At 70.0% G+C, this 19,897-nt stretch carries 18 protein-coding genes; 6 read left to right on the top strand and 12 right to left on the bottom strand.

Annotated features, from left to right (window positions below; translation table 11 throughout):
- The first annotated feature begins 29 nt into the window (after positions 1–29).
- Positions 30–1,718 (top strand): glycosyltransferase family 4 protein, encoded by a 1,689-nt coding sequence (locus tag ACSHWB_RS39790; protein ID WP_439658477.1) that lies wholly within the window; start codon positions 30–32, stop codon positions 1,716–1,718.
- Here the strand turns inward: ACSHWB_RS39790 and ACSHWB_RS39795 are convergent.
- Positions 1,710–2,090 (bottom strand): NAD(P)-binding protein, encoded by a 381-nt coding sequence (locus ACSHWB_RS39795; protein WP_439658478.1) that lies wholly within the window; start codon positions 2,088–2,090, stop codon positions 1,710–1,712. The two genes, ACSHWB_RS39790 and ACSHWB_RS39795, sit on opposite strands and share 9 nt — an antisense overlap.
- The gene (locus ACSHWB_RS39800) at positions 2,087–2,422 is read right to left on the bottom strand and encodes a DUF3099 domain-containing protein (RefSeq protein ID WP_439658479.1); all 336 of its coding nucleotides are present in this window, start codon (positions 2,420–2,422) and stop codon (positions 2,087–2,089) included. Before ACSHWB_RS39800 ends, ACSHWB_RS39795 begins: the two co-directional genes overlap by 4 nt.
- Positions 2,423–2,551: 129 nt before the next feature.
- Between ACSHWB_RS39800 and ACSHWB_RS39805 the strand changes: the two genes are divergently transcribed.
- The 4 genes from ACSHWB_RS39805 (at position 2,552) to qcrB (ending at position 6,247) form a co-directional block, all read left to right on the top strand.
- Complete coding sequence (locus tag ACSHWB_RS39805) at positions 2,552–3,094, top strand: hypothetical protein (protein ID WP_439658480.1); 543 nt, start codon at positions 2,552–2,554, stop codon at positions 3,092–3,094.
- Positions 3,095–3,167: 73 nt separating this feature from the next.
- Positions 3,168–3,740, top strand: coding sequence for an RNA polymerase sigma factor (locus ACSHWB_RS39810; protein WP_439658481.1), 573 nt, complete (start codon positions 3,168–3,170; stop codon positions 3,738–3,740).
- A complete protein-coding gene (locus tag ACSHWB_RS39815) occupies positions 3,727–4,416 on the top strand; it encodes an anti-sigma factor (protein WP_439658482.1) in 690 nt (229 codons plus the stop codon). Before ACSHWB_RS39810 ends, ACSHWB_RS39815 begins: the two co-directional genes overlap by 14 nt.
- A 166-nt stretch (positions 4,417–4,582) precedes the next feature.
- The gene (gene qcrB, locus ACSHWB_RS39820; RefSeq protein ID WP_439658483.1) at positions 4,583–6,247 is read left to right on the top strand and encodes a cytochrome bc1 complex cytochrome b subunit; all 1,665 of its coding nucleotides are present in this window, start codon (positions 4,583–4,585) and stop codon (positions 6,245–6,247) included.
- 54 nt (positions 6,248–6,301) lie between these two features.
- Here qcrB and ACSHWB_RS39825 read toward each other — a convergent pair whose 3' ends face one another.
- From ACSHWB_RS39825 to ACSHWB_RS39840, 4 genes are all read right to left on the bottom strand, one after another.
- Positions 6,302–7,117, bottom strand: coding sequence for a hypothetical protein (locus ACSHWB_RS39825; RefSeq protein ID WP_439658484.1), 816 nt, complete (start codon positions 7,115–7,117; stop codon positions 6,302–6,304).
- Positions 7,118–7,173: 56 nt separating this feature from the next.
- Complete coding sequence (locus tag ACSHWB_RS39830; RefSeq protein WP_439658485.1) at positions 7,174–7,812, bottom strand: class F sortase; 639 nt, start codon at positions 7,810–7,812, stop codon at positions 7,174–7,176.
- Complete coding sequence (locus ACSHWB_RS39835; protein ID WP_439658486.1) at positions 7,809–8,621, bottom strand: DUF4397 domain-containing protein; 813 nt, start codon at positions 8,619–8,621, stop codon at positions 7,809–7,811. Before ACSHWB_RS39835 ends, ACSHWB_RS39830 begins: the two co-directional genes overlap by 4 nt.
- 93 nt (positions 8,622–8,714) lie before the next feature.
- Positions 8,715–10,550, bottom strand: a complete 1,836-nt coding sequence (locus tag ACSHWB_RS39840) for a PASTA domain-containing protein (RefSeq protein ID WP_439658487.1) — start codon at positions 10,548–10,550, stop codon at positions 8,715–8,717.
- A gap of 433 nt (positions 10,551–10,983) precedes the next feature.
- Here ACSHWB_RS39840 and ACSHWB_RS39845 point away from each other — a divergent pair, with 433 nt between their 5' ends.
- On the top strand, positions 10,984–13,032 hold the full coding sequence (locus ACSHWB_RS39845) for a putative bifunctional diguanylate cyclase/phosphodiesterase (RefSeq protein ID WP_439658488.1): 2,049 nt from the start codon (positions 10,984–10,986) through the stop codon (positions 13,030–13,032).
- Positions 13,033–13,108: 76 nt separating this feature from the next.
- Here ACSHWB_RS39845 and ACSHWB_RS39850 read toward each other — a convergent pair whose 3' ends face one another.
- The 6 genes from ACSHWB_RS39850 to ACSHWB_RS39875 form a co-directional block, all read right to left on the bottom strand.
- Positions 13,109–13,360 (bottom strand): hypothetical protein, encoded by a 252-nt coding sequence (locus tag ACSHWB_RS39850; RefSeq protein WP_439658489.1) that lies wholly within the window; start codon positions 13,358–13,360, stop codon positions 13,109–13,111.
- Positions 13,353–14,126, bottom strand: a complete 774-nt coding sequence (locus tag ACSHWB_RS39855) for an alpha/beta fold hydrolase (protein ID WP_439658490.1) — start codon at positions 14,124–14,126, stop codon at positions 13,353–13,355. Before ACSHWB_RS39855 ends, ACSHWB_RS39850 begins: the two co-directional genes overlap by 8 nt.
- 25 nt (positions 14,127–14,151) lie before the next feature.
- A complete protein-coding gene (locus ACSHWB_RS39860; RefSeq protein ID WP_439658491.1) occupies positions 14,152–15,366 on the bottom strand; it encodes a cytochrome P450 in 1,215 nt (404 codons plus the stop codon).
- Positions 15,367–15,460: 94 nt separating this feature from the next.
- Positions 15,461–18,484, bottom strand: coding sequence for a BTAD domain-containing putative transcriptional regulator (locus tag ACSHWB_RS39865; RefSeq protein ID WP_439658492.1), 3,024 nt, complete (start codon positions 18,482–18,484; stop codon positions 15,461–15,463).
- A 41-nt stretch (positions 18,485–18,525) separates the two neighbouring features.
- Positions 18,526–19,347 (bottom strand): DUF4097 family beta strand repeat-containing protein, encoded by an 822-nt coding sequence (locus tag ACSHWB_RS39870; protein WP_439658493.1) that lies wholly within the window; start codon positions 19,345–19,347, stop codon positions 18,526–18,528.
- Positions 19,348–19,442: 95 nt separating this feature from the next.
- A complete protein-coding gene (locus ACSHWB_RS39875) occupies positions 19,443–19,859 on the bottom strand; it encodes a hypothetical protein (protein WP_439658494.1) in 417 nt (138 codons plus the stop codon).
- Between the last annotated feature and the right edge of the window lie 38 nt (positions 19,860–19,897).

Genomic DNA, 19,897 nt, shown 5'->3' on the forward strand with positions numbered 1-19,897 from the left:
TGGAATCCCGGCAGGCCGAGAACGCCCCCGTGGCGCAGAGCCCTCACGTCCTGGTCGACGCACTGATGCGCGATCCGCGTCCGACCACCTTCTCCCTGGTCTGCGAACAGGTTCCGGCGACCGTGCGCGTGCACGGCGGGAACGCCACCGCAGTCGAGTTGCGCCGTGCGATCCTGTCCACAGAGGACGAGGTGATGCGCGCGTGGCTGGTGGACGCGGCCTGGCTGCACCGCCTCAGGCCACTCGACCCCGAGGAGGCGCGCGAACTCGTCGCCGGGCCGGCCCTGTGGCGCTACCTGGACGCGTTGGGCGTGCCCGTCGACGCGGATCCTCGCTCCCCTTATGAGAAACTAATGCTCGACCTTCTGCATGACGACATCTCGCTCCCGGTCGCACCACCTGCGACAGGACCCACCATCGCCCAGTCGATGCTCATCGGCGGAACCGCGAGACCGGGCGAGGGCGCGAGCGGCGGTCTCACCGTCTTCCTCTCCTCCCTGGCCGAGGCACTGGTCGCGCGACCGGACATCGGCCGCGTGGTCACCGTGGTGCTCGCACCGGAACCGACCACGGTCACCGTGAAGAGGAACGGTCCGCTCGACCACTGGACGGTGCGCGTGCCGGTCGACTCGCCGGTCGCGCTCGCCCAGCCGGACATGGCGCGTCACCGAGCGGAGATCACGTGGTGGCTCACCAAACTTCTGCCCCGGTGCGGGCTGTCGCCGGACGTCGTGCACGTCCGCTACTCCGACGACGGCTCTCTGGCCGTGGCCGACGCGGCACGTCTGCTCGGCGCGAAGCTCGTGTTCACCGTCACACCCGATCCCCACCGCCACCTGGCAGAGCGCTACGCCGAGGACACCGAGGACCTCACGTCCCTGCGGTTCGACCTGCACCGCGTGCGCACCGCCGACCACCTCGTCGAGCGCGCCGACCAGGTGATCACCATCGGCGGCAAGCAGGACGAGGTGCTGACCCACTTCCCGCAGCTGACCCCGGCGGCCCTGGAGGCGCTCGAGGAAGGCATCGCACCGTCGCCCCCGCCCACCGGTCGTTCACTGGTGCGGGAGTTGTTCAGGCCCTCGCTGCTGCCCCGTCTCGACGGCTCCGCCGAGGGCCTGCCCGTCCTGCTCAACGTGGGCCGGTTGCACCCGATGAAGCAGCAGCCGTTGCTGGTGCGCGCCTGGCTGGAGGCGGGTCTGCACCACTCGACGTCGCTGGTGATCATCGGCGGCTCCTCCACCGACCGGACACCGGACGAGCAGAAGGTGCTCGACGAGGTGCTCGGCCTGGCCCGCTCCGAACCCTCCGCACGGGGACGGCTCGCCGTCCTCCCGGCCTGGTCGAACCACGACGTGCGGCTGCTCCAGCACGAACTGGCGGCCTCCACACCGTCCTCGGGCGCACCGCACGTCTACGCCTGCGCCAGCGCGAAGGAGGAGTTCGGCATCGCCGTGCTCGAAGCGATGGAGGCCGGATTGCTCGCGGTCGGTCCGCTTCGCGGTGGTCTGAGCTGTTACGTCGACCACGGGCAGAACGGTTTTCTCGTCGACACGTCGGCCGCGCCGTCACTGGGCGAAGGGCTGGCGCGGGTCGTGGGGCTCGGTGCGTCCACCGCACCGATCGCGGCGGCCGGGCAGCGGACCGTGCGCGAACGGTTCACCATCGACGCCGTCGCGGAACCGTTCGCGGCGCTGTACCGCAGGCTGTCAAGCTGATCTGGACCGCACGAACACCTCGTCCGCGCCCAGCCTGGTGAACAGGCTCTGGTTGTGCGGGCCGCGGACCGCCGCCACGATGGTCGCCGCCCGGTTGAGACTGCGCGCGGCCATCGTGACCTGCAGTCCGTCCAGGTCGTCCGGAAGCGCGACGACCACCCGCGCCGCGAACTCCGTTCCCGCGTGCCGCAACGCGCAGATGTCCCGTCCGTCAGCGCGCACGACCCTGGCACCGTTGGCCAACGCGCCGGTCAGTGCTATCGCGTCCTGGTCCACCACCACGACGTCGGGGCTTTCGAAGCGCAGCGGAAGGTGCCGCAACACGTCCAGAGCCGCATCTCCGTACCCCACCACCACGGTCAGGCCGATCACCGCGCCTCCTCGTCGTCGCCCGCCGACAGCGCGCGCCGTGTCCGACGCAGGCGCTGCGGTGTCTCCGCCTTGCGCGGCGGCCGGTCGTTCGCGATGAGGACCGCCATCCACGGCAGCGGAACCGACAGCAGGATCAGGATGAGCGCGAGCCACCAGATGTGCGCGAACAGCACGGCCAGCACGACGCACGGGATGCGCAGGCTCATCATCAGGGCGTACCGGCGTCGCCGTGCCGCGAGCTGGTCCTGGTAGGACGGGGCGGCAGAGGTGATCAGCACGGGGTTTTCGTTTCGGTGCGAGTTCACAACGAGACCTCCGTTCTCCGAGTTCATTCGCTGCGAACGCCGATCGGGTTCGTGTCTGCTCGATCACTCCGAAATCTGCGGGCAGGTGCATCCGCGGAGGTGGTGCCGGTCGTACCCACCTCGACCAGTTCCACACGACGGATGAGGAGTGCTTCCATGCGCAACCGCATGATCGCCGCCGCGATCGCCTTCGGCATCACCCTCGGTGGTGGCGCGGTGATGGCCGCACCGGCCACCGCGGCCCCGATGTCCGCGACGGCCTCGACCGGCAAGGCGTGGGGCAACTTCTTCAAGGGCCGCACCGACCTGACCCTCGACCCGGCCGCCGCGGCGGCGCTCACCTCGTTGGGGGTCAAGGTGAAGCCCGTCTTCGCGGGCAGGACGGGATCGGCGATCAGCTTCGCGATCGTCGGCGACCCGGCCGACGGCACGATCGAGCACGTCGGCGGGCTCGTGCTGCAGGCAGGCCACACGCGTCTGTACCTGACCAACTACACGATCGACCTCAACCGAGGAGTGCTGTCCGGCCTGGTGAACTTCCGGCAGCGCGCCGACCTGTTCACCATCGGCGCCGCCACACCGCAAGGTGTCACCCTCGCTCTCACGGCCGGTGCCGCATCGGTGCTGAACAGCACGTTCGGTGTCACCGCGTTCACCCCGGGGCTCGTCATCGGGTACGGCAACCCGGTGCTGCGCTGAGGCATCACCCGCCCGTTGAGCGAACCCCGCCCGCGAGCCCTAGATTCGGTCAGGTGGTGCGATCTTGCCTTCGGTGGTCACCGTGATGACCGGCGCCAGCAACACCGTCGACGAGACGACCAAGTCCTTCGTCGCCGGCGAGGAAGGTGCGCTTCGTGCCGTCTACGAGCGCTACGCCGCGGCTGTTCTGCGCGTGGCGGCGGCAAGCCTGCCGTCGCGCGCGGACGCCGAGGACGTCGTGCAGGCGACGTTCATCAAGGCCTGGCACGGCAGGGAGAGCTTCGATCCCGCCAAGGGCAGCCTGCTCGTCTGGCTGCTCACGATCGCTCGGCGACGCGCGATCGACGTGCTGCGCTCGCGCACACGTGACGAGCAGGTCGTGAAGGTCCTGCACAGCACCGGCGGCACGGCGCCGGGCGAGCCGGTGAGGCCGGACCGCGTGGTCGACAGACTGGTGATGCTGGAGGCGATCGGTGAACTGCCACCCCAGCAACAACGGGTTCTCCTGCTCGCCTTCTACGATGACCTCACGCACGAGCAGATCGCCACGACGACGGGGATACCCCTGGGCACGGTGAAGAGCCACCTGCGCCGCGGTATGGCCAGGCTGAGGCAGCGATGGGAGGTGGACGGTGGCGCACGCTGACCCGGAGCTGCTCACGTTGATGGCCCTGGGCGAACCGGTCACGGACGAGTCCACTGTGGAACACGTGCGGTCCTGCGCGGTGTGCCGCACCGAACTCGTCTCGCTGCGCGAGATCGCGGGCGTCGGGAGGGAGACCCGCTCGGAACGGGACCTGCCCGTGCCGTCCGAGGACGTCTGGCTCCGCATCGCCGAGGAGACAGGGCAGAAGAGCGCTCCAGTCGCTGTCCTGCCTTCGAGGCGCGCACGTGGATGGCGCCCGCTGCTGGCCGTCGCCGCCGTGGCCGCGATCGCCGGCTCGGCCGGAACGATCCTCGTCGACCGCGTCACCACGTCCGGCTCCGCGGTCGCGGACCAGGTGCTGGTGCAGGCGGACCTGGCCAGACTCCCGTCCGCTCCCGCCACGGCGAACGGCACGGCGCGCGTGGTGCGCACGGCCGGCCACACGGTGCTGCGGGTCTCCGTCGACGGAATGCCCGCACCGGAAGGGCTTTACCAGGTGTGGCTCTTCGACGGGGTGACCACCATGATCCCGCTCGGTGTGCTCACAAGCGGGCAGGTCGACTTGCCGGTACCACCCGGTGTGGACCTGGCGACCTACCGCGTGGTCGACGTCTCGGCGCAACGGCTGGGGCAGCAGGAGCACGGAACGAGCATGCTGCGAGGAAACCTGGGCTGAGAGGCATCATGGCCGCACCGTGATGTCTCTCAGCCGGCGGCACCGGTTCGGTCCATTGTCCAGCGATCGACCTGGTGCTCGCTTACCGTCATAGGCGGAACGAAGTCTTGGTTGCCCGCAGTGACTTCATCGAGGCTGTGGGTCCGGCGTTCTGGGAGCGGAAGTCATGAGTGCCATCACCACGCCGACGAAGCCGGCCAACGCGGCCGCGCGCGTCGCAGGGGCGGCGGCCAACGCTGCCGACGAGCGGTTTCACGCGGCCTCTGGCCTGCGCAAACAGCTGAACAAGGTCTTCCCGACGCATTGGTCGTTCCTGCTCGGTGAGATCGCGCTGTACAGCTTCATCGTGTTGTTGCTGTCGGGTACGTATCTGGCGTTGTTCTTCGATCCGTCGATGACGGAGGTCACCTACAACGGGTCGTTCGAGAACCTGCGCGGGATCGAGATGTCGCGGGCGTTCGCGTCCACGCTGGACATCTCGTTCGAGACGCGGGGTGGCCTGTTCGTGCGTCAGGTGCACCACTGGGCGGCGTTGCTGTTCATGGCGGCGATCGTGGTGCACATGTTCCGGATCTTCTTCACCGGTGCGTTCCGCAAGCCGCGTGAGATCAACTGGGTCATCGGCATCGTGCTGTTCATGCTGGGCGCGATCGAGGGCTTCCTCGGCTACTCGCTGCCCGACGACCTGCTCTCCGGCACGGGCCTGCGGGTGATGGCGGCTCTGTTGATCTCGTTCCCGGTGGTGGGCACGTGGATCAACTGGTTGATGTTCGGCGGGGAGTTCCCGGGCACGAACATCATCCCGATGCTCTACACCGCGCACATCCTGATCATCCCGGCGATCATCCTGGGTCTGATCGCGGCGCACCTGGCGCTGGTGTGGTACCAGAAGCACACGCAGTTCCCGGGTGTGGGCCGCAAGGAGACCAACGTCGTCGGCGTCCGGATCATGCCGGTGTTCGCGGCGAAGGGCGGTGGCTTCTTCGCCATCGTCGTGGGTGTCATCGCGATCATGGGCGGGGTGTTCCAGATCAACCCGATCTGGAACTTCGGCCCGTACAACCCCGCGCAGATCTCGGCGGGCTCGCAGCCGGACTGGTACATGGGCTGGACCGACGGCCTGGTGCGGATCTGGCCGGCGTGGGAGTTCTACCTGGGCAACTACACGATCCCCGGTGCGTTCCTGCCGTTCATCCTGGGTCTGCCGCTGCTGACCGGGATCGCGGCGGTGTATCCGTGGATCGAGAAGAAGATGACCAAGGACTACGCGCATCACAACCTGCTGCAGCGCCCGCGTGACGTCCCGGTCCGCACCGCGCTGGGGTGGATGGCGATCACGTACTTCATGGTGCTGCTGCTCATGGGCGGTAACGACATCTTCGCCTACAAGTTCGACATCTCGTTGAACCTGACGACGTGGATGGGCCGGATCGGCATGCTGGTCCTGCCGCCGATCGCGTACTTCGTGGCGTACCGGATCTGCATCGGTCTGCAGCGTGGTGACCGTGAGGTGCTCGAGCACGGTGTCGAGACCGGCATCATCAAGCGTCTGCCGCACGGCGAGTTCATCGAGATCCACCAGCCGCTGGGCCCGGTGGACGAGCACGGTCACCCGATCCCGCTGGCCTACCAGGGCGCGTCGGTGCCGAAGAAGATGAACAAGCTCGGCTCGGCCGGGCACCCGGTCGCCGGCAGCACGTGGTCGCCGGACCCGGTCGAGGAGACCGTGGCCCTGGAGAACGCACGCGCGAAGAACCACGTGTCCGAGGGCACCAGTGCCCAGGACAAGGCCGGCGAGCTCGCGGGCAAGCCGTCGGACACCAAGGACTGATCCGACAGGCCACAGTGGAGTCAGCAGCTCGCTGGTTCCACTGTGGCCTGTCGCTCACGCGAGAACCGGACGGCGCAGGCGGAAGAACGCGGTCGCCGCCCCGACGCACACCAGCGCCACAGCCGCGATGACGGCCAGCACGGGCTGCTGTGCCTGGGCGGTGGCGATCACGACAGCGACCAGTGCCCACGCCACGGCCATCCCGTACGACACGAGACCGGCCGTCCGCCACAGCAACACCACCGCGGTCGCCGTCGCACCGGCCAGGATCGCGACCTGGCCGGCCACACCGGCGGTGCCGTCGATCGGCGCGCCGCTCTCCGTGAGGGCGGTGGTGAGGTTGACCCAGATCGCCACACTGCTCCAGCCGGTGTAGACGCCCAGAGTCGACCACAGCAGAACGCGCGGTGCTCGTTGCCATCGCGCGATCTCCGCGCGATGGCCCAGTGCGATCCGCAACGCCGCGAGCAACCCGATCACCATCACGACGAACACGGCCACCGTCGACCACACGGGTTCGACTTCAGCTGCGACGAGCCACACCGTGAACCCGGCGAACACCACGGACAGCGGCTTGGCCAGCCGATCGCGCACATCTCGTCCTGGAGTCCGGGTGAACAGCGCCCAGACCGCGTAGGCGAGGCACAGCGCTTCCACGAGGCCCCAGATGGAGAAGGCGTACCCGGCGGGAACGATGGGAGGCTCACCCGCACGGTCCGAGGTCCGGAACTCCCCGCCTCCCAAGGCCGACACGACCAGTGGGCTCACGACCTGCCCCAGTGCGAGCAGCACCAGAACCACCCGCCACACCACGGCGGACCTCGTATCTGACCGAGCTGTCGACAGCACGTGGATTCCCCTCTCGCTCACTCGTTTTCATCGTGGCGGAGCAGGCGGCACCCTGCACGACAGCCGAGCCGGGCCTCTCAGGCCGGCACCGCGGTCACGATGATGTTGTCCACATAGGACCGCGCGGCGCCGTCGAACTGCCCGCCGCACGTGAACAGCGTGAGGCGCACCGATCCCCCGGTGGAGAAGTACGGTGTCAGGTCGAGGCCCTTCTTCGGCACCTGTTCCTTGGCCACCACGCGGAAGTCACGGGTCGAGCCGTCCTCCCCGGTGACGGAGATCGGGTCACCACCGGTCAGATCCCGCAGCCGGTAGAAGGCACCCGGACCGGATTCGGCGTCGTCGACGTGTCCCCCGATCACCACTGACCCGGCTGTCTCACCGAGACCCGGGCCGAAGCGGTACCACCCGACCTCGTCGACGCTGGGAGGCACGAAGAACTCGCCCTTGTCGTCCACCCCGGTGGGGACGACGGAGGCGCGGAGCCCGATCGCGGGAACGGAGAGCCGCACCGGTCTCACCGGGACGCGCACGGCGGGCAGTCCTTGTTGCACCGCAACAGATGGAACAGTTGGGGACGGCGGGGCCGGACTCGTGGTCGCGAGATCGCGGACGACGTTCTCGCCGAAGTTCTCCGCACCCGAGCCCGCGGTCCAGAAGATCAGCGCGGCGACGACGACGAGGGCTGCGGCCGCGAGCCCGGCCCACCGCTTCACCGCGCGCCGTACGTCACGGCGCGACGGGTGGCGAAGACGAGACCGGCCAACGCGAGACCCGCGAGAAGGAGCAACGGCACGAGGCCGGCGTTGTCCTCCACCGGACCGCGACCGGCGGGCATCCCCGTCGGTGCCCCGCCCAGGCCGGACAGGGTTTGCGCGGCCAGTCCGAGCGTCTTGCCTTCAGCAGATCCGATGGCGTAGACGATGGTCGACGTACCGGCCTTCAGATCGACGTCCTTGGGACCGATCGCCACGGTCGTCGTCCCCGCCAGCACGACATCGGCGTTGACCGTGCCGGCCGGAAGATCGGCCTTCACCTCGTTGGGGTTGGTCAGAGCGGTGAAGACCGGTTTGCCGCCCGCGCGCACGTCCACCGCGGGGGCCGCCGCGATGTGGCGCACCACCAGGCGTGCCTGACCGGCCGCGATCATCGCGGTGTCGTTGGCGAACGCGCTGAGCACCGGTTTCCCGGCCGCGTCGAGGTGCGCCGCGACGGAGAGGTTCTTACCAGCGGGCACGGCGAGTGTCTTGTTCTGCAGGATGGCGCTGCCGACGGGCTCGCCCGGTTTGGTCAGCGCCACGTCGTAGGTGCCGGCGGCGAGCTCGAGCGGGCCCGCGACCGCGGCGGGCTGGAAGTTCTCCACCGTCTTCTTGCCGTTGACGTACACGTCGACGGGCTGGCCGGGGATTCCGTGCACCACGGAAACCTGCGAGGCCTGCTGGGCGATGGCGGGAGAGGTCCCGCCGACTGCGGCCGCTGCCAGGACCACGGCAACGGAGGCGATGCGGATCAGCCGAGTGCTCAAGGTCGTTCCCCTCGTCGAGGACGGATGTCACACGAGGTACGACCGCGGTGCGGCGGTTGGATGCGCTCCCGGCAGCGAAGGTCGACGACGGGATCAGGCGCCGGTGACGGTGACCGCTGTTCCCGCCGGGATGCGCTGACCCGGCTCGACCGACTGGGCGGCACAGGGCACGTCCTCACCGTTCGGCGAGGCAACCGTGACCTGGAGACCGAGTGCCTGCAGCTCCGCTCGGGCGTCCTTGACGGCCTTACCGCGCACCTCGGGCATGGTGACCGCGTTCGACAGCACGAGCGACACGGAGGTCTGGTCCGGACCCAGCATGGCGCCCGCCGCCGGATCCGTCCTGATGACACGGCCCTTGTCGACCGTCGCGGAGAACTCGGCCGGTCCCTCGACGCCCTGGAGCCCGTTGCGCTGCAGTTCGGCGATCGCCTCGTCCTTGGTCATGCCCGCCACGTTCGGCAGCGGCTTCTTCGGGGCCGGTCCCTTGCTCACCACCAGCGTCACCGGAGTGCCGATCGGCAGCGGTGTTCCCGGCCGCGGGTCGAGTCCGATCACCTTGCCGGCCGCCACGGTCTCGCTGTAGCTGTTCTTGGCCTCGTCCCTGACCGCCTTGAGACCGGCGCCGTCGATCTCCTTGATCACCGCCTCGACGTCGAGGCCGGCGTTGACGAACGGCACCACCGGGCGGCCTCGTGACACGTAGACCGTGATCGAGGACCCCTTCGCCAGCTCGGTTCCGTTGCCGGGCTCGGTGCGCAGCACGTTGCCGTTGGGCACGGCGTCGCTGGGCACGCGGACGACCTGGGCGCTCAGCGACGCGTCCCGCAGCTGTGCCATCGCGTTCGTCTCGCTCTGACCGCTGACCAGCGGCACCACCGTGCGGGTCCCCGCGCTCAGCCACCACCACGACCCGCCGGCGACCAGCGCCGCCACCACCGCGGCGCTCGCCCAGAGCACGATGCGACGTTGCCGGCGCCGCCTCTTCTCCTCGGCGAGGTCCTTCTTCGGCCTCGGTGCCTGCACCCGCCTGCGCACCGGCCGGGTTCGCTCGGCCGACGACGGGGTCTCTGCGGTGGGCACGGCCACCGGGCGCATCACGATCGTGCGGTCCTGCTCGGGCGGCGTGCCGGGCACGGGGACCGGCTGGGGCTGCAGGCCCGCCTCGACCCCGACGCGTTCCAGCTCCGCCAGGAACACCGCGGCGTCCGCCGGGCGCAACGCGGGGTCCAGCCGGGTCGCCCTGCGCACCAGGTTGTCCAGTGCGAGCGGCACGCCCGCGATGGACGGCACGGCAGCGGCGCCGGCGCCGAGGCGAGGGGCCGCTCCCGCGAGCATTTCGTAGAGCAGGATTCCCACCGAGTAGACGTCGCCGCGCGCATCACGCACGCCGCCGTTCGTCCTCTCCGGGGAGGAGTAGATCGCGGAGTCCCCGGCTGCCCTGGAGCGCACCATGCCGAAGCCGGCGACCTGCACCTTGCCGCCGCTGCCGATGACGACGTTCTCCGGCTTGACGTCGCCGTGCACCAGGCCGGCGTGATGGGCGGCGCCCAGCGCGGAGAGCACAGGGCCGACCACGCTCAACGCGACCGCGGGTGCCAGCTTCCCGCGGTCTGCCAGCAGAGCGCGGAGAGTGCCGCCGTCGACCAGGTCCATGACCACGAAGACCTGGTCACCGTCGACGCACTGGTCGTGCACGGCCACCACGGCCGGGTGGCGCAGCCGTGCCGCGGCACGCGCCTCACGCTCGAACCCGGCGACGACCGCCGGGTCCGACAGCAGCGAGGGGTCCAGGACCTCCACGGCGATCGCTCTGTCAAGACGAACGTCCATGCCCCGGTACACAGTGGAGGTGGCGCGACGCAGGAACACCGCGTCCAACCGATAGCGCCGCTCAAGCAGCACACCGGTCATATCGGAGCTGGACATCGGCACAACCGCAGATGATAGCGAGGAAGAATTCCGGCGTAATGCCAAGTCCACCAAAGAACTCGTTCAGCGCCGTGATCACCGACGTTGACCATTCGTGGCCAATCGGATCGGCTGAAATGGTTGTGGCGCAACGCTTTCCGCCACGCGAGACAGGTGAAACCGCACGCCCGGGCCGACTGAACGTGATTCCCTGATTGCCGTAGGTGATCAGACGATCGAATCATCGGCGGGGACTGTCCGAGGACGCCCCGAACGGCGGTTGAGTTCTCTCCCGCGCGTACCAGGATGTTCTGATCGGCGTGACCGGCGGCAGCACGCCTCCGGTTTCAGGACGGGACGCGATTGGGGCGAGTTGATCTGGGACTCCCGCGAACAGGTCGGCGGGCACGTGGCTGAACCTCCCCATGGCCGTGTTCTGCGGAACGTCAAGGTGCTGACCAACGTTTTCGCCTGGCTGGGCGGCATCGGCCTCGCCACGCAGCTGGTGCTCGCGGAGACCGCCCCGGCCACGAGGATCGCGCTGATCCTGCTGCTCCTCGTCGTGTTGTGCTCCTGGAAGTGGGCCGGCGGCGACCGGTGGTTCGTCGCCGCCGCGGAGGCTGCGGTGCTCGCCGGGTCGGTGCTCGTTCTGCCCGTGCCCCAGCCTGCCGTCGCGTTCCTGTTCGGCGTCGTGACCAGGAGAGTGCTCAGCGGCGGGAGCAGCAGGGCTCTCGTCAAGGCCATCCCCGCCCCGGTCGGCTACGTCGCCGGCCAGTTCACGTCGATCCTGACTGCGGTCCGCACGGAGAACGTCGATCTCGACAACCTGATGGCGAGCCTCCTGCCACTCCTCGGCCTGGTCATCGGCTCTGCCGCCCTGCACGCCACCGTGAGCGCGGCCCGGCACGAGCGCGACGCGCGTCAGGCCGTCCACGCGGTCATCGACGCCAGCCCGGTCGGCATCTTCCTCGTGGACGACACCGGCACGTCGATACTGCGCAACGCCAGGGCACAGGCGATGTTCACGCAGCACAACGGCACCCGTGAGGTGCAGTGCCGCCACCAGATGAACTTGGTGCGGTGCGAGGAGTGCGGCCGAGCCGCAGGCCCTGTCGAACTGAACGTCGACGGCGACGTCTTCGAGATCCACACCGCGCCGGTGCCGCAGGAGTCGAGACCGGAACTGACGCTGGTGGTCGCCGTGGACGTCAGCGAGCGCCGCCGCCAGGAGGACGCTCTGCGGTTTCGCGCCGAGCACGACGACCTGACCGGGCTGGCCAGCCGCGCGCATTTCCTGCACCTGATGGAAACCGCGCTGGGCACCGGGGAGCCGGTCGGCCTGCTCGTGGTCGACCTCGACCAGTTCAAGGAGGTCAACGACGCCGACGGGCACGACGCCGGGGACGAGTACCTGCGGGAGTTCGCCCGGCGGACAGCCCAGGTGATCCCGCACGGGGTGACCGCGGCGAGGCTCGGCGGGGACGAGTTCGCCGTGCTGGCAACGCGATCCGGGACGGTCGAGTCGGCTCGGCTGGCCACCCGGATGCTGGCGGCACTCACGACAGGACCGGAACGGGAGATCCGCGCGAGCATCGGCGTCGCGGTCTCCGCGCCCGGCACCACCGCGGCGGAGTTGCTCCGCGACGCCGATGCCGCGATGTACATCGCCAAGAAGGAGGGCGGTGCACGGGCGAAGGTGTTCCAGGACGAGATCGGCGCGCGCGTGCAGGCCCGGCAGCGCGACAAGGCGGACCTGCGCACCGCCGTGCACGGTGACCAGATGGTGGTGCACTACCAGCCGATCATCGAGCTGGCGACCTCCCGCGTCACCGGCGCCGAAGCCCTGGTTCGCTGGCAACGACCCGATCGAGGCCTGCTGAGGCCGGACGAGTTCATCGGACTCGCCGAGGAGACGGGCCTGATCGTTCCGCTCGGTGACCGGGTGCTCGAAGCGGCCTGTGCCCAGGGGACGCGGTGGTCGCGCGAAGGCAGGGCGCTCGGCGTCACGGTGAACGTCTCCACGAGGCAGCTCTCGTCCTCGGCCTTCGTGACATCGCTGCGCGGTGTGCTGCGGTCGACCAGCCTGCCGGCGGAGAAGCTGACGCTGGAGGTGACGGAGTCCGTGTGGGCGGACGAGGCCGCGATGCAGGGACTCATGGCCGTGCGCGACACCGGGGTCCAGGTGGCCCTCGACGACTTCGGCACGGGCTACTCGTCGCTGAGCTACCTGCAGCGCTATCCGTTCGACGTGGTGAAGATAGACAGGTCGTTCGTCGGCGCGCTCGACGAGACGGGCCGCACAGCGAGTGTCGTGCGGTGCGTCCTCGACCTGGCCGATGTGCTCGGCGCCCGCACGGTCGCCGAGGGCGTCGAGACCCAGGACCAGGCCGAGTGGCTGCGCCGCGAGGGATGCGACTACGCCCAGGGTTACCTGTTCGGCAAGCCTGCGCACCCGGACGACTGGGACCACCAGCCCGCGGTTCAAGGCGCGGGCAGATGAGCACGCCGTGGCCGAGCCCCGACGAGCTCGCCGAGATGACAGGCGAGCCGCGGCAGGACTTCGACTGGCGGGAAAGCTAGGACTGCAGTTCGGCGAGCACGTCCGCGGCATCGGTGTTGCCCAGGTCGGCGAGCCTGCGCAACTCCGCGAAGTCCTCGCGTTCCGCTGCGAGCTCGATCAGCACGTCCACCGCGTCGGAACTGCCAGCGCCGGCCAGCCGCCGCAGCTCGTCCACGTCACCGGCCTCTCCCGCGAGCTCGACCAACTGGTCGATCGCGTCCTGCTCGCCGCCGTCGGCACGACGACGCAGGTCTTCTCGCTCATCCATGACGCACCTCGTCGAGTTCGCGAAGGGCCTGAGCGACGGCCGGGGAGTCGTTGCGCAGGATCTTGCTGTGGTTGCTGGGGACCTTCGCGCTCACCTTGAGCCGGGGGTTGGCGGCGAGCACGCGGTCGAGGACCTTCCTGCCCTCCTCCATCTCCCCCGCCTCACTGCCGAGGCTGTCACCGGTGGCCACGACGAACCGGACCGGGCAGGCGAGACGTTCCAGCACGGGCACGCTGTCGGCCGCGATCTGGTTGAGCTCGATGTTGACGTCGGCGTGCTCGCCGGCGCTCATCCGCGCGCCCATGCCGAACAGCGCGCCGATCGGCAGCAGCAGCCGGTACTGGCGGAACGTCCTGCGGATCCGCTCGCGGCCCGCCTCACCGGTCAGGCCGACGGGGAAGGCGTCCACGGTGACCAGGCCGGCGACGCGGCCCGGGTTCTGGTCGGCCCAGTGCCAGCCGAGGACGCCGCCGTAGGACCAGCCGACCAGCAGGGGCTTCTCCACACCCCGGGCGGCGAGGACGGCGTCGAGGTCGCGCAGGCACGCCACGAACGTGTAGTCCCTGGAGCGCTGGGACTTGCCACGCGCCCGCTCGTCGAAGGTGATGTGGCGGTACCCGGTGCCGAGTTCGGCGATGACGCGCTTCCAGTGGGACTGGTCGGCGTAGGCGCCGTTCAAGTACACGACGGGACGGCCGGAGCCGCCGGTGTCGCGCACGTACAGCTCGGTGTCGTCGACGGGGAGCATGCCGGTCCAGGCAGTCATGACTTCTCTCCTGAGTGGACGATGTTCAGGCCCAGGTGACCGGGAGCTCGTGGACGCCGTAGATGTTCATGTTGGTGCGGAGCCTCACCTCACCGGCCGGCACGGCGAGCCGCAACGCCGGGAGGCGGCGGAGCAGTCCGTCGAAACCGGCGCGCATCTCGATGCGGGCGAGCTGCTGGCCGAGGCACTGGTGGATGCCGTGCCCGAACGCCACCTGGCCGCGGACCTTGCGGTGCACGTCCAGCGAGTCCGGCCGCTCGAACTTCTGCGGGTCGCGGTTGGCGGCCAGCAACGAGACGACGACGGTCGATCCGGCGGGGATCGTCTCGCCGTCCAGTTCCAATTCCTCGGTGGCGTAGCGGTAGAAGATGTCGGCCACGGACAGGTAGCGCATCAGTTCCTCGACCGCGTCGGGCATCAGCGCCGGGTTCGACCGCAGTTCGGCGAGCTGCTCGGGGTGCTCCAGCAGGGCGAAAGTGCCCAGCGCCAACATGTTCGCGGTCGTCTCGTGACCAGCGAGCAGCAGCAGGAACGCCATGCCGGTGAGGTCCTCGATGGTGAGGTCCTCGTCGCGGGCCAGGTCGGACAGGATGTCGTCGGCCGGTTCGGCGCGCTTGCGGGTGACCAGTTCGGCGAGGTAGCCGAACATCGCGCCGATCACGGCGATCTTGTCCTCCAGCGCGATGTCGCGCTCCATGAACCGCGACGAGTTCGACTGGAACGTCTCGCGGTCGGCGTACGGAACGCCGAGCAGTTCACAGATCACCAGTGACGGCACCGGAAGCGTGAACTCCTGCACCAGGTCGACCGGCGGCGTCAACGCGGCCAACGCGTCCAGCTGCTGCTCGGTGATCGCGATGATGCCCTCTTCGAGCTGCTTCATCCGCTTCACGGTGAACGCGCCGGTGAGCTTGCGGCGCAGGTGCGTGTGGTCCGGCGGGTCCATGCTGATGAACAGACCAGGCATCTGCGGGGAGGGTTCGGCCGGTCCTGGCATGCCCGGCGTCTCGAACGGCACGTGGATCACGCCGAGGTCCTGGCGCGAGCTGAACCTCGTGTCGGCCATGACCTGCCGCACGGCCTCATAACCGGTGACCAGCCAGCCCTCGTGACCGTCCGGGAACGCCATCGGGCTGACCGGGCGCGCCTCCCGCAGGCGGGTGATCTCGCTCGGCGGGTCGAACGGGCCCGCGTCGCGTTCCATAGGCAGGCCCTGCGGGACGGAGACCGTCTGGCTCATCGGATTGCCCTTCGTGGTGGGGTGATGCCACCACGTTCGCCGAGAGGCCGGACACCGGGCTGACACGACGCTGACACGGGCCGGCGCCGCACTGTCACAGCGTGACGGCGACCAGTTCTTCCCAGGAGACCGAAGCTCCTTCGCTCGCCGTGGCGTCGAACCCGGAGCCGAGGTGGGCTCGCACGGCCCGTTCGATCCGGGTCGTGTCCGGGTTGGAACGGTCGACCAGGCCCAGCACTGCCTCTGCCGCGCCGAGCAATCGTGCCGCCTGCGCGTGTTCCCCTTGCCGCACAGCGAGATCCGCGACGCCGACGAGCAACCGCGCGATCACCGGTGCGTGCCCGGTCTCGGCGGCCGCCTCGTACTCCGCCGCGCGGTGCTCGCGGGCCGCTGCCAGGTCCTCGGCGAAGTAGCCGTGCAGGTCGTGGATGGCCGCACGGATGTGCGGTTGCGACGCCTCGTCCCCCAGCAGGTCCGTCGCGATGCCGAGTTGTTCGCACGCCTCGGCGGCGTTGCCGTTCCACCGCGCCAGCTCGGACTTCGCCAGTGCCAGCGCGGCGAGCGTGCCCGGCCAGGTGACCCCTTCGGCACGGCTTCCCGCTTCCGCCACCGCGGCCGCGCAGGCGTCCTCGTCGCCCATCAACCAGTGCAGGCGGGCCTGGCGCACGCGCATCTGGACGACGTCGTCCAGTGCGCCGAGTTCGGTGACCGCGGCGATCGCCTGCTCGAAGTGCTCGCACGCTTCAGCGAACTCGCCGCGCATCGCGATCCGGTCCGCCAGCTCGGTCTGCGCGAACGAGGTTCCGAACCGTTCGCCGAGCACGCGGAACTCGACCAGGGACTCCTCGAAGTACGCCTCCGCGTCCCCACCGCGGCCGAGCATGGTCCCCATCTTGCCGAGGTGCAGCCGTGACAACGCCCGCACCCACGGATCCTCGTCGTGCAGCAACGACTCCCACGCGGGCAGGGCGGTGTCCGGCTCGGTCAGCATCCGTTCCAGCGGGACGACGAGGCGCAACGCCGGGTGGTGGTGCCGGCCGCGCTGCCCGAACTCGTAGGCCCGGTGGATCCACTCGGCTGCCTCGGACGCGTCGCCCGGCCCGGACGTGATGAACATCGACGTGAGCGCGTACACCCAGGCCCGCACCTCGTCGGGAACCTCGCCGGGAGTGCCGATGGCCGCGGTGATCAGTTCCATGCCCTCGGCCTTGTGCCCGATGAGCCACCAGTACCAGCCGGACGCCGCCGCGAGCCGCATCGCCCCGTGCGCGTCACCGGCGGCGAGCGCACCCCGCATCGCCGAAGTGATGTTGTCGTTGTCCGCACGGAGAATCCGGAGCCAGTCCAGCTGTTCGACGCGGCGCAGGTGGGGCTCCGCCGTCTCGGTGAGCTCGGTGAAGCAGGAGAGATGCGCCTGGCGGGCGAGGTCGGTCTCCCCCGCTTCCCCGAGGCGCTGGGCGGCGTACTCCTTGATGGTGCCGAGCATCCGGTACCGCGGCGCGCCCTCTCCGGAGGCGACCAGCAACGACTTCTCGGTCAGCGAGGTGAGCAGGTCGAGGACCTCGTAGGGGTCGACGAGATCGCCGGAGCAGACCTTCTCCGCCGCGTCGAGGCCGGCACCGCCCGCGAACACCGAGAGCCGGCGCAGCACCACGCGTTCGGCGTCGGAGAGCAGTTCCCAGCTCCAGTCGACCATCGCGCGCAACGTCCGGTGCCGGGGCAGGGCGGTGCGGCTGCCTCCGGTCAGCAGCCGGAACCTGTCGTCGAGCCGGTCGGCGAGCTGGCCGACGGACATCGTGCGCAGGCGGGCAGCGGCGAGTTCGATCGCGAGCGGCATCCCGTCCAGCACCCGGCAGACGCGCGCCAGCGTCTGGTCGTCGACCACGAGGTCCGCCCGCACCGCCGCGGCTCGGTCCCGCAGCAACCGCACGGCCGAGGCGTTCTCCAGCGGCGCCACCGGCCACAGCGCCTCGCCGGTGATGCCCAGCGGTTCCCGGCTGGTGGCGAGGATCCGCAACTCGCGGCACTCCCCCAGCAGGCGGTGCGCGAGTGCGGCCGCCGCCTCGATCACGTGCTCGCAGTTGTCCAGGACCAGCAGCATCGCCCGGTCGCGGATGGCGGTGACCAGCCGCTCCACGGGCTCCAGGTTCTGCGCCTCGCCGAGCAACGCGTCCCGCAGGCCGAGCCCGGACAGCGTGGCCTGGGCGACGTCGCCGCCGGTGCCGACGGCCGCGAGCTCGACGATCCACGCACCGTCCGGCAGGTCGCCGACGAGCGTGCGCGCGGTCTCCGTCGCCAGCCTGGTCTTTCCCGAGCCACCAGGACCGGTCAGCGTGGTGAGCCGGCCAGCGGCGACGAGGTCGCGCACCGCGGCGACATCGACCTCCTTGCCCACGTAGCTGGTCAGCTCGGCCCGCAGGTTGGTCTTCCGGTTCTCCTGCCTGCGCCCGACCTCACCCCGCAGCAACGCGACGTGCAACGCGGAGAGTTCAGGAGAGGGATCGACGCCCAGTTCGTCGGCGAGCGCCTCCCTCATCCGCTGGTACGCCTGGAGCGCCTCGCTGGTGCGCCCGGCGGCGACGAGGGAGCGCATCAGCGCGCCGACCAGCTTCTCCCGCAACGGATGCGCGGCCACCAGGTCGGTCAGCTCGCCGGCCAGCTCCGGCCCCGCACCGGCCTCGAACCGGTCCTCCAGCGCGGTCAGCCGCAACGCCTCCAGCCGCGTCGCCGCCGCCTCGAACGCCTCGCTGTCCTGCAGGCCGACGTCCTGCATCGCCGGGCCGCGCCACAACCCCAGAGCGTCGACGCCGGCACGTTCGAACCGCACGGCGTCCACCGCGTCGGGCGCGATCACCAGGCGGTACCCGTCGGTCAGCGCCTCGACGACCATGCCCGGCAGGGCCTTGCGCAGCCGGGACACCAGTCGCTGCAACGCGTTCGCCGCGTCCGCGGGCGGGTGCTCACCCCAGATCCAGTCGACGAGCGCGGCCTTCGAGACGACCTGACCGGGACTGAGCGCGAGGGCGACCAGCAGCCCTCGCAGCCGTGCACCCGGCACGTCCGCGAGCGTGCCGTCGTCCGCGCGCACTTCGAAAGGCCCCAGAATCCCGATCTGCACCTGCCCGATCCTGCCACGGGTCGCCGGCAGATCGCTGACGCTCAAGCGGCCGCCGGGTGGATGACGATGTCGTCGCGCCTGGTGCGGGCGTAGACCTTGACCTGGCCGTTGTCGTGGCTCGGCAGGGAGCTGCGCACCCGTCCCTTCGTGCTCTTCGCGTCGACCTGCACGGCGGTGCCCTCGCTGACGCCGACCTCGATGCCGCCGGAGGCGTTCATCAGCTCCACCTGGCCGCGCGTGACCTGCCCGATCCTGATCGGACAGTCGGCCGCCTTCGCGGTGACACTGCTGTCGGCGCGGCCGATGTCGAAGCTGCCGCTCGCACCGCCGAGGTCGACGTCGGAGCGGGCGTGTCCGATCCAGACCTTCCCCGACACGCCCTGGTACCTGACGGAGCCCTCGGCCTCGCCGATCCGCACGCCCGCCGAGCCGCCCTCGATCTCGACGTCCCCGGCGACGTGGCCGACCGTCAGCCCGCCGGACCCGAGGTTGCCCTTCAGCACGGTGACGCGGTCGAGCTGCACCTGCCCCGAGCCGATGTTGACCTCGCAGTCGCCGAGCGGCCCGTCCGCCCGGACCTCGGTCCACGCGGTGTTGAGGACGAGCCCGGATCCGGCCGGCAGCTCGATCCAGATCGCCACCGAGCCGTTCCTGGCACCGGACTTGGTCGTCTTGACGGCCAGCGCGCCGTCGGAGAAGTCGACCTTCGTCCTCTCCGCGACCTGGACGTCCGTGGCGTTCGCGCTGTCGACGGGTTCGACGCGGACCACGGTGTCGGCCCGCTCGGTCGCGGTGATCCGCACGTGGGCGCCGGCGGTGGTCAGGGTGGCGGTGATCGGCTGCGGGGTGGTGAACGCGGACATCTCGTGCTCCCTTGCTGGTGGCTGGTTGCTCGAACCATCCCCACCAGGCCGGACACCCGGCTGTCACCGTCCTGACACCGGCGGAACGACCGGTGTCAGCCGGCCGGGGTGAGTGCGCGTGGCGCCCGCTGTTCCGGGATCACCGGGACGTTCTCGTCGTGCTCGCGCTCGTGCAACGGCGCCGACGCGGCCCGCAGAGTCGAGACCAGCAGGACCGCGCCGAGCGCACAGCCGGCGATCACCAGCGCGTCGTGCCCGGACCGGGCGGTGAACGTCAGCTCGCCCAGCCTGCCGAGCACGAACCCCGAGTGCAGGCACCAGCAGACCGTCGCCGTGGCCGGTGCGGCCCAGGCCTTGCTGGTCACGGCGACCAGGTTGACCACGGCGACCATCGCGAGGACCGACAGCACCGGCTCGCTCCGGACGCCGACCGCGACCAGCAGCGACGTCGTGACGGCCGCGAGTGCCGACCCCAGGAAGAACGCGAGGCCCCCGGGAACAGGTGTGCGCATGTCCCCAGTCCACGCCCGCAACCCTGGTATTTCGAGGG

It is taken from the genome of Lentzea sp. HUAS TT2, from assembly GCF_051853195.1.
In the GTDB taxonomy this organism is placed as follows: Bacteria; Actinomycetota; Actinomycetes; order Mycobacteriales; family Pseudonocardiaceae; genus Lentzea.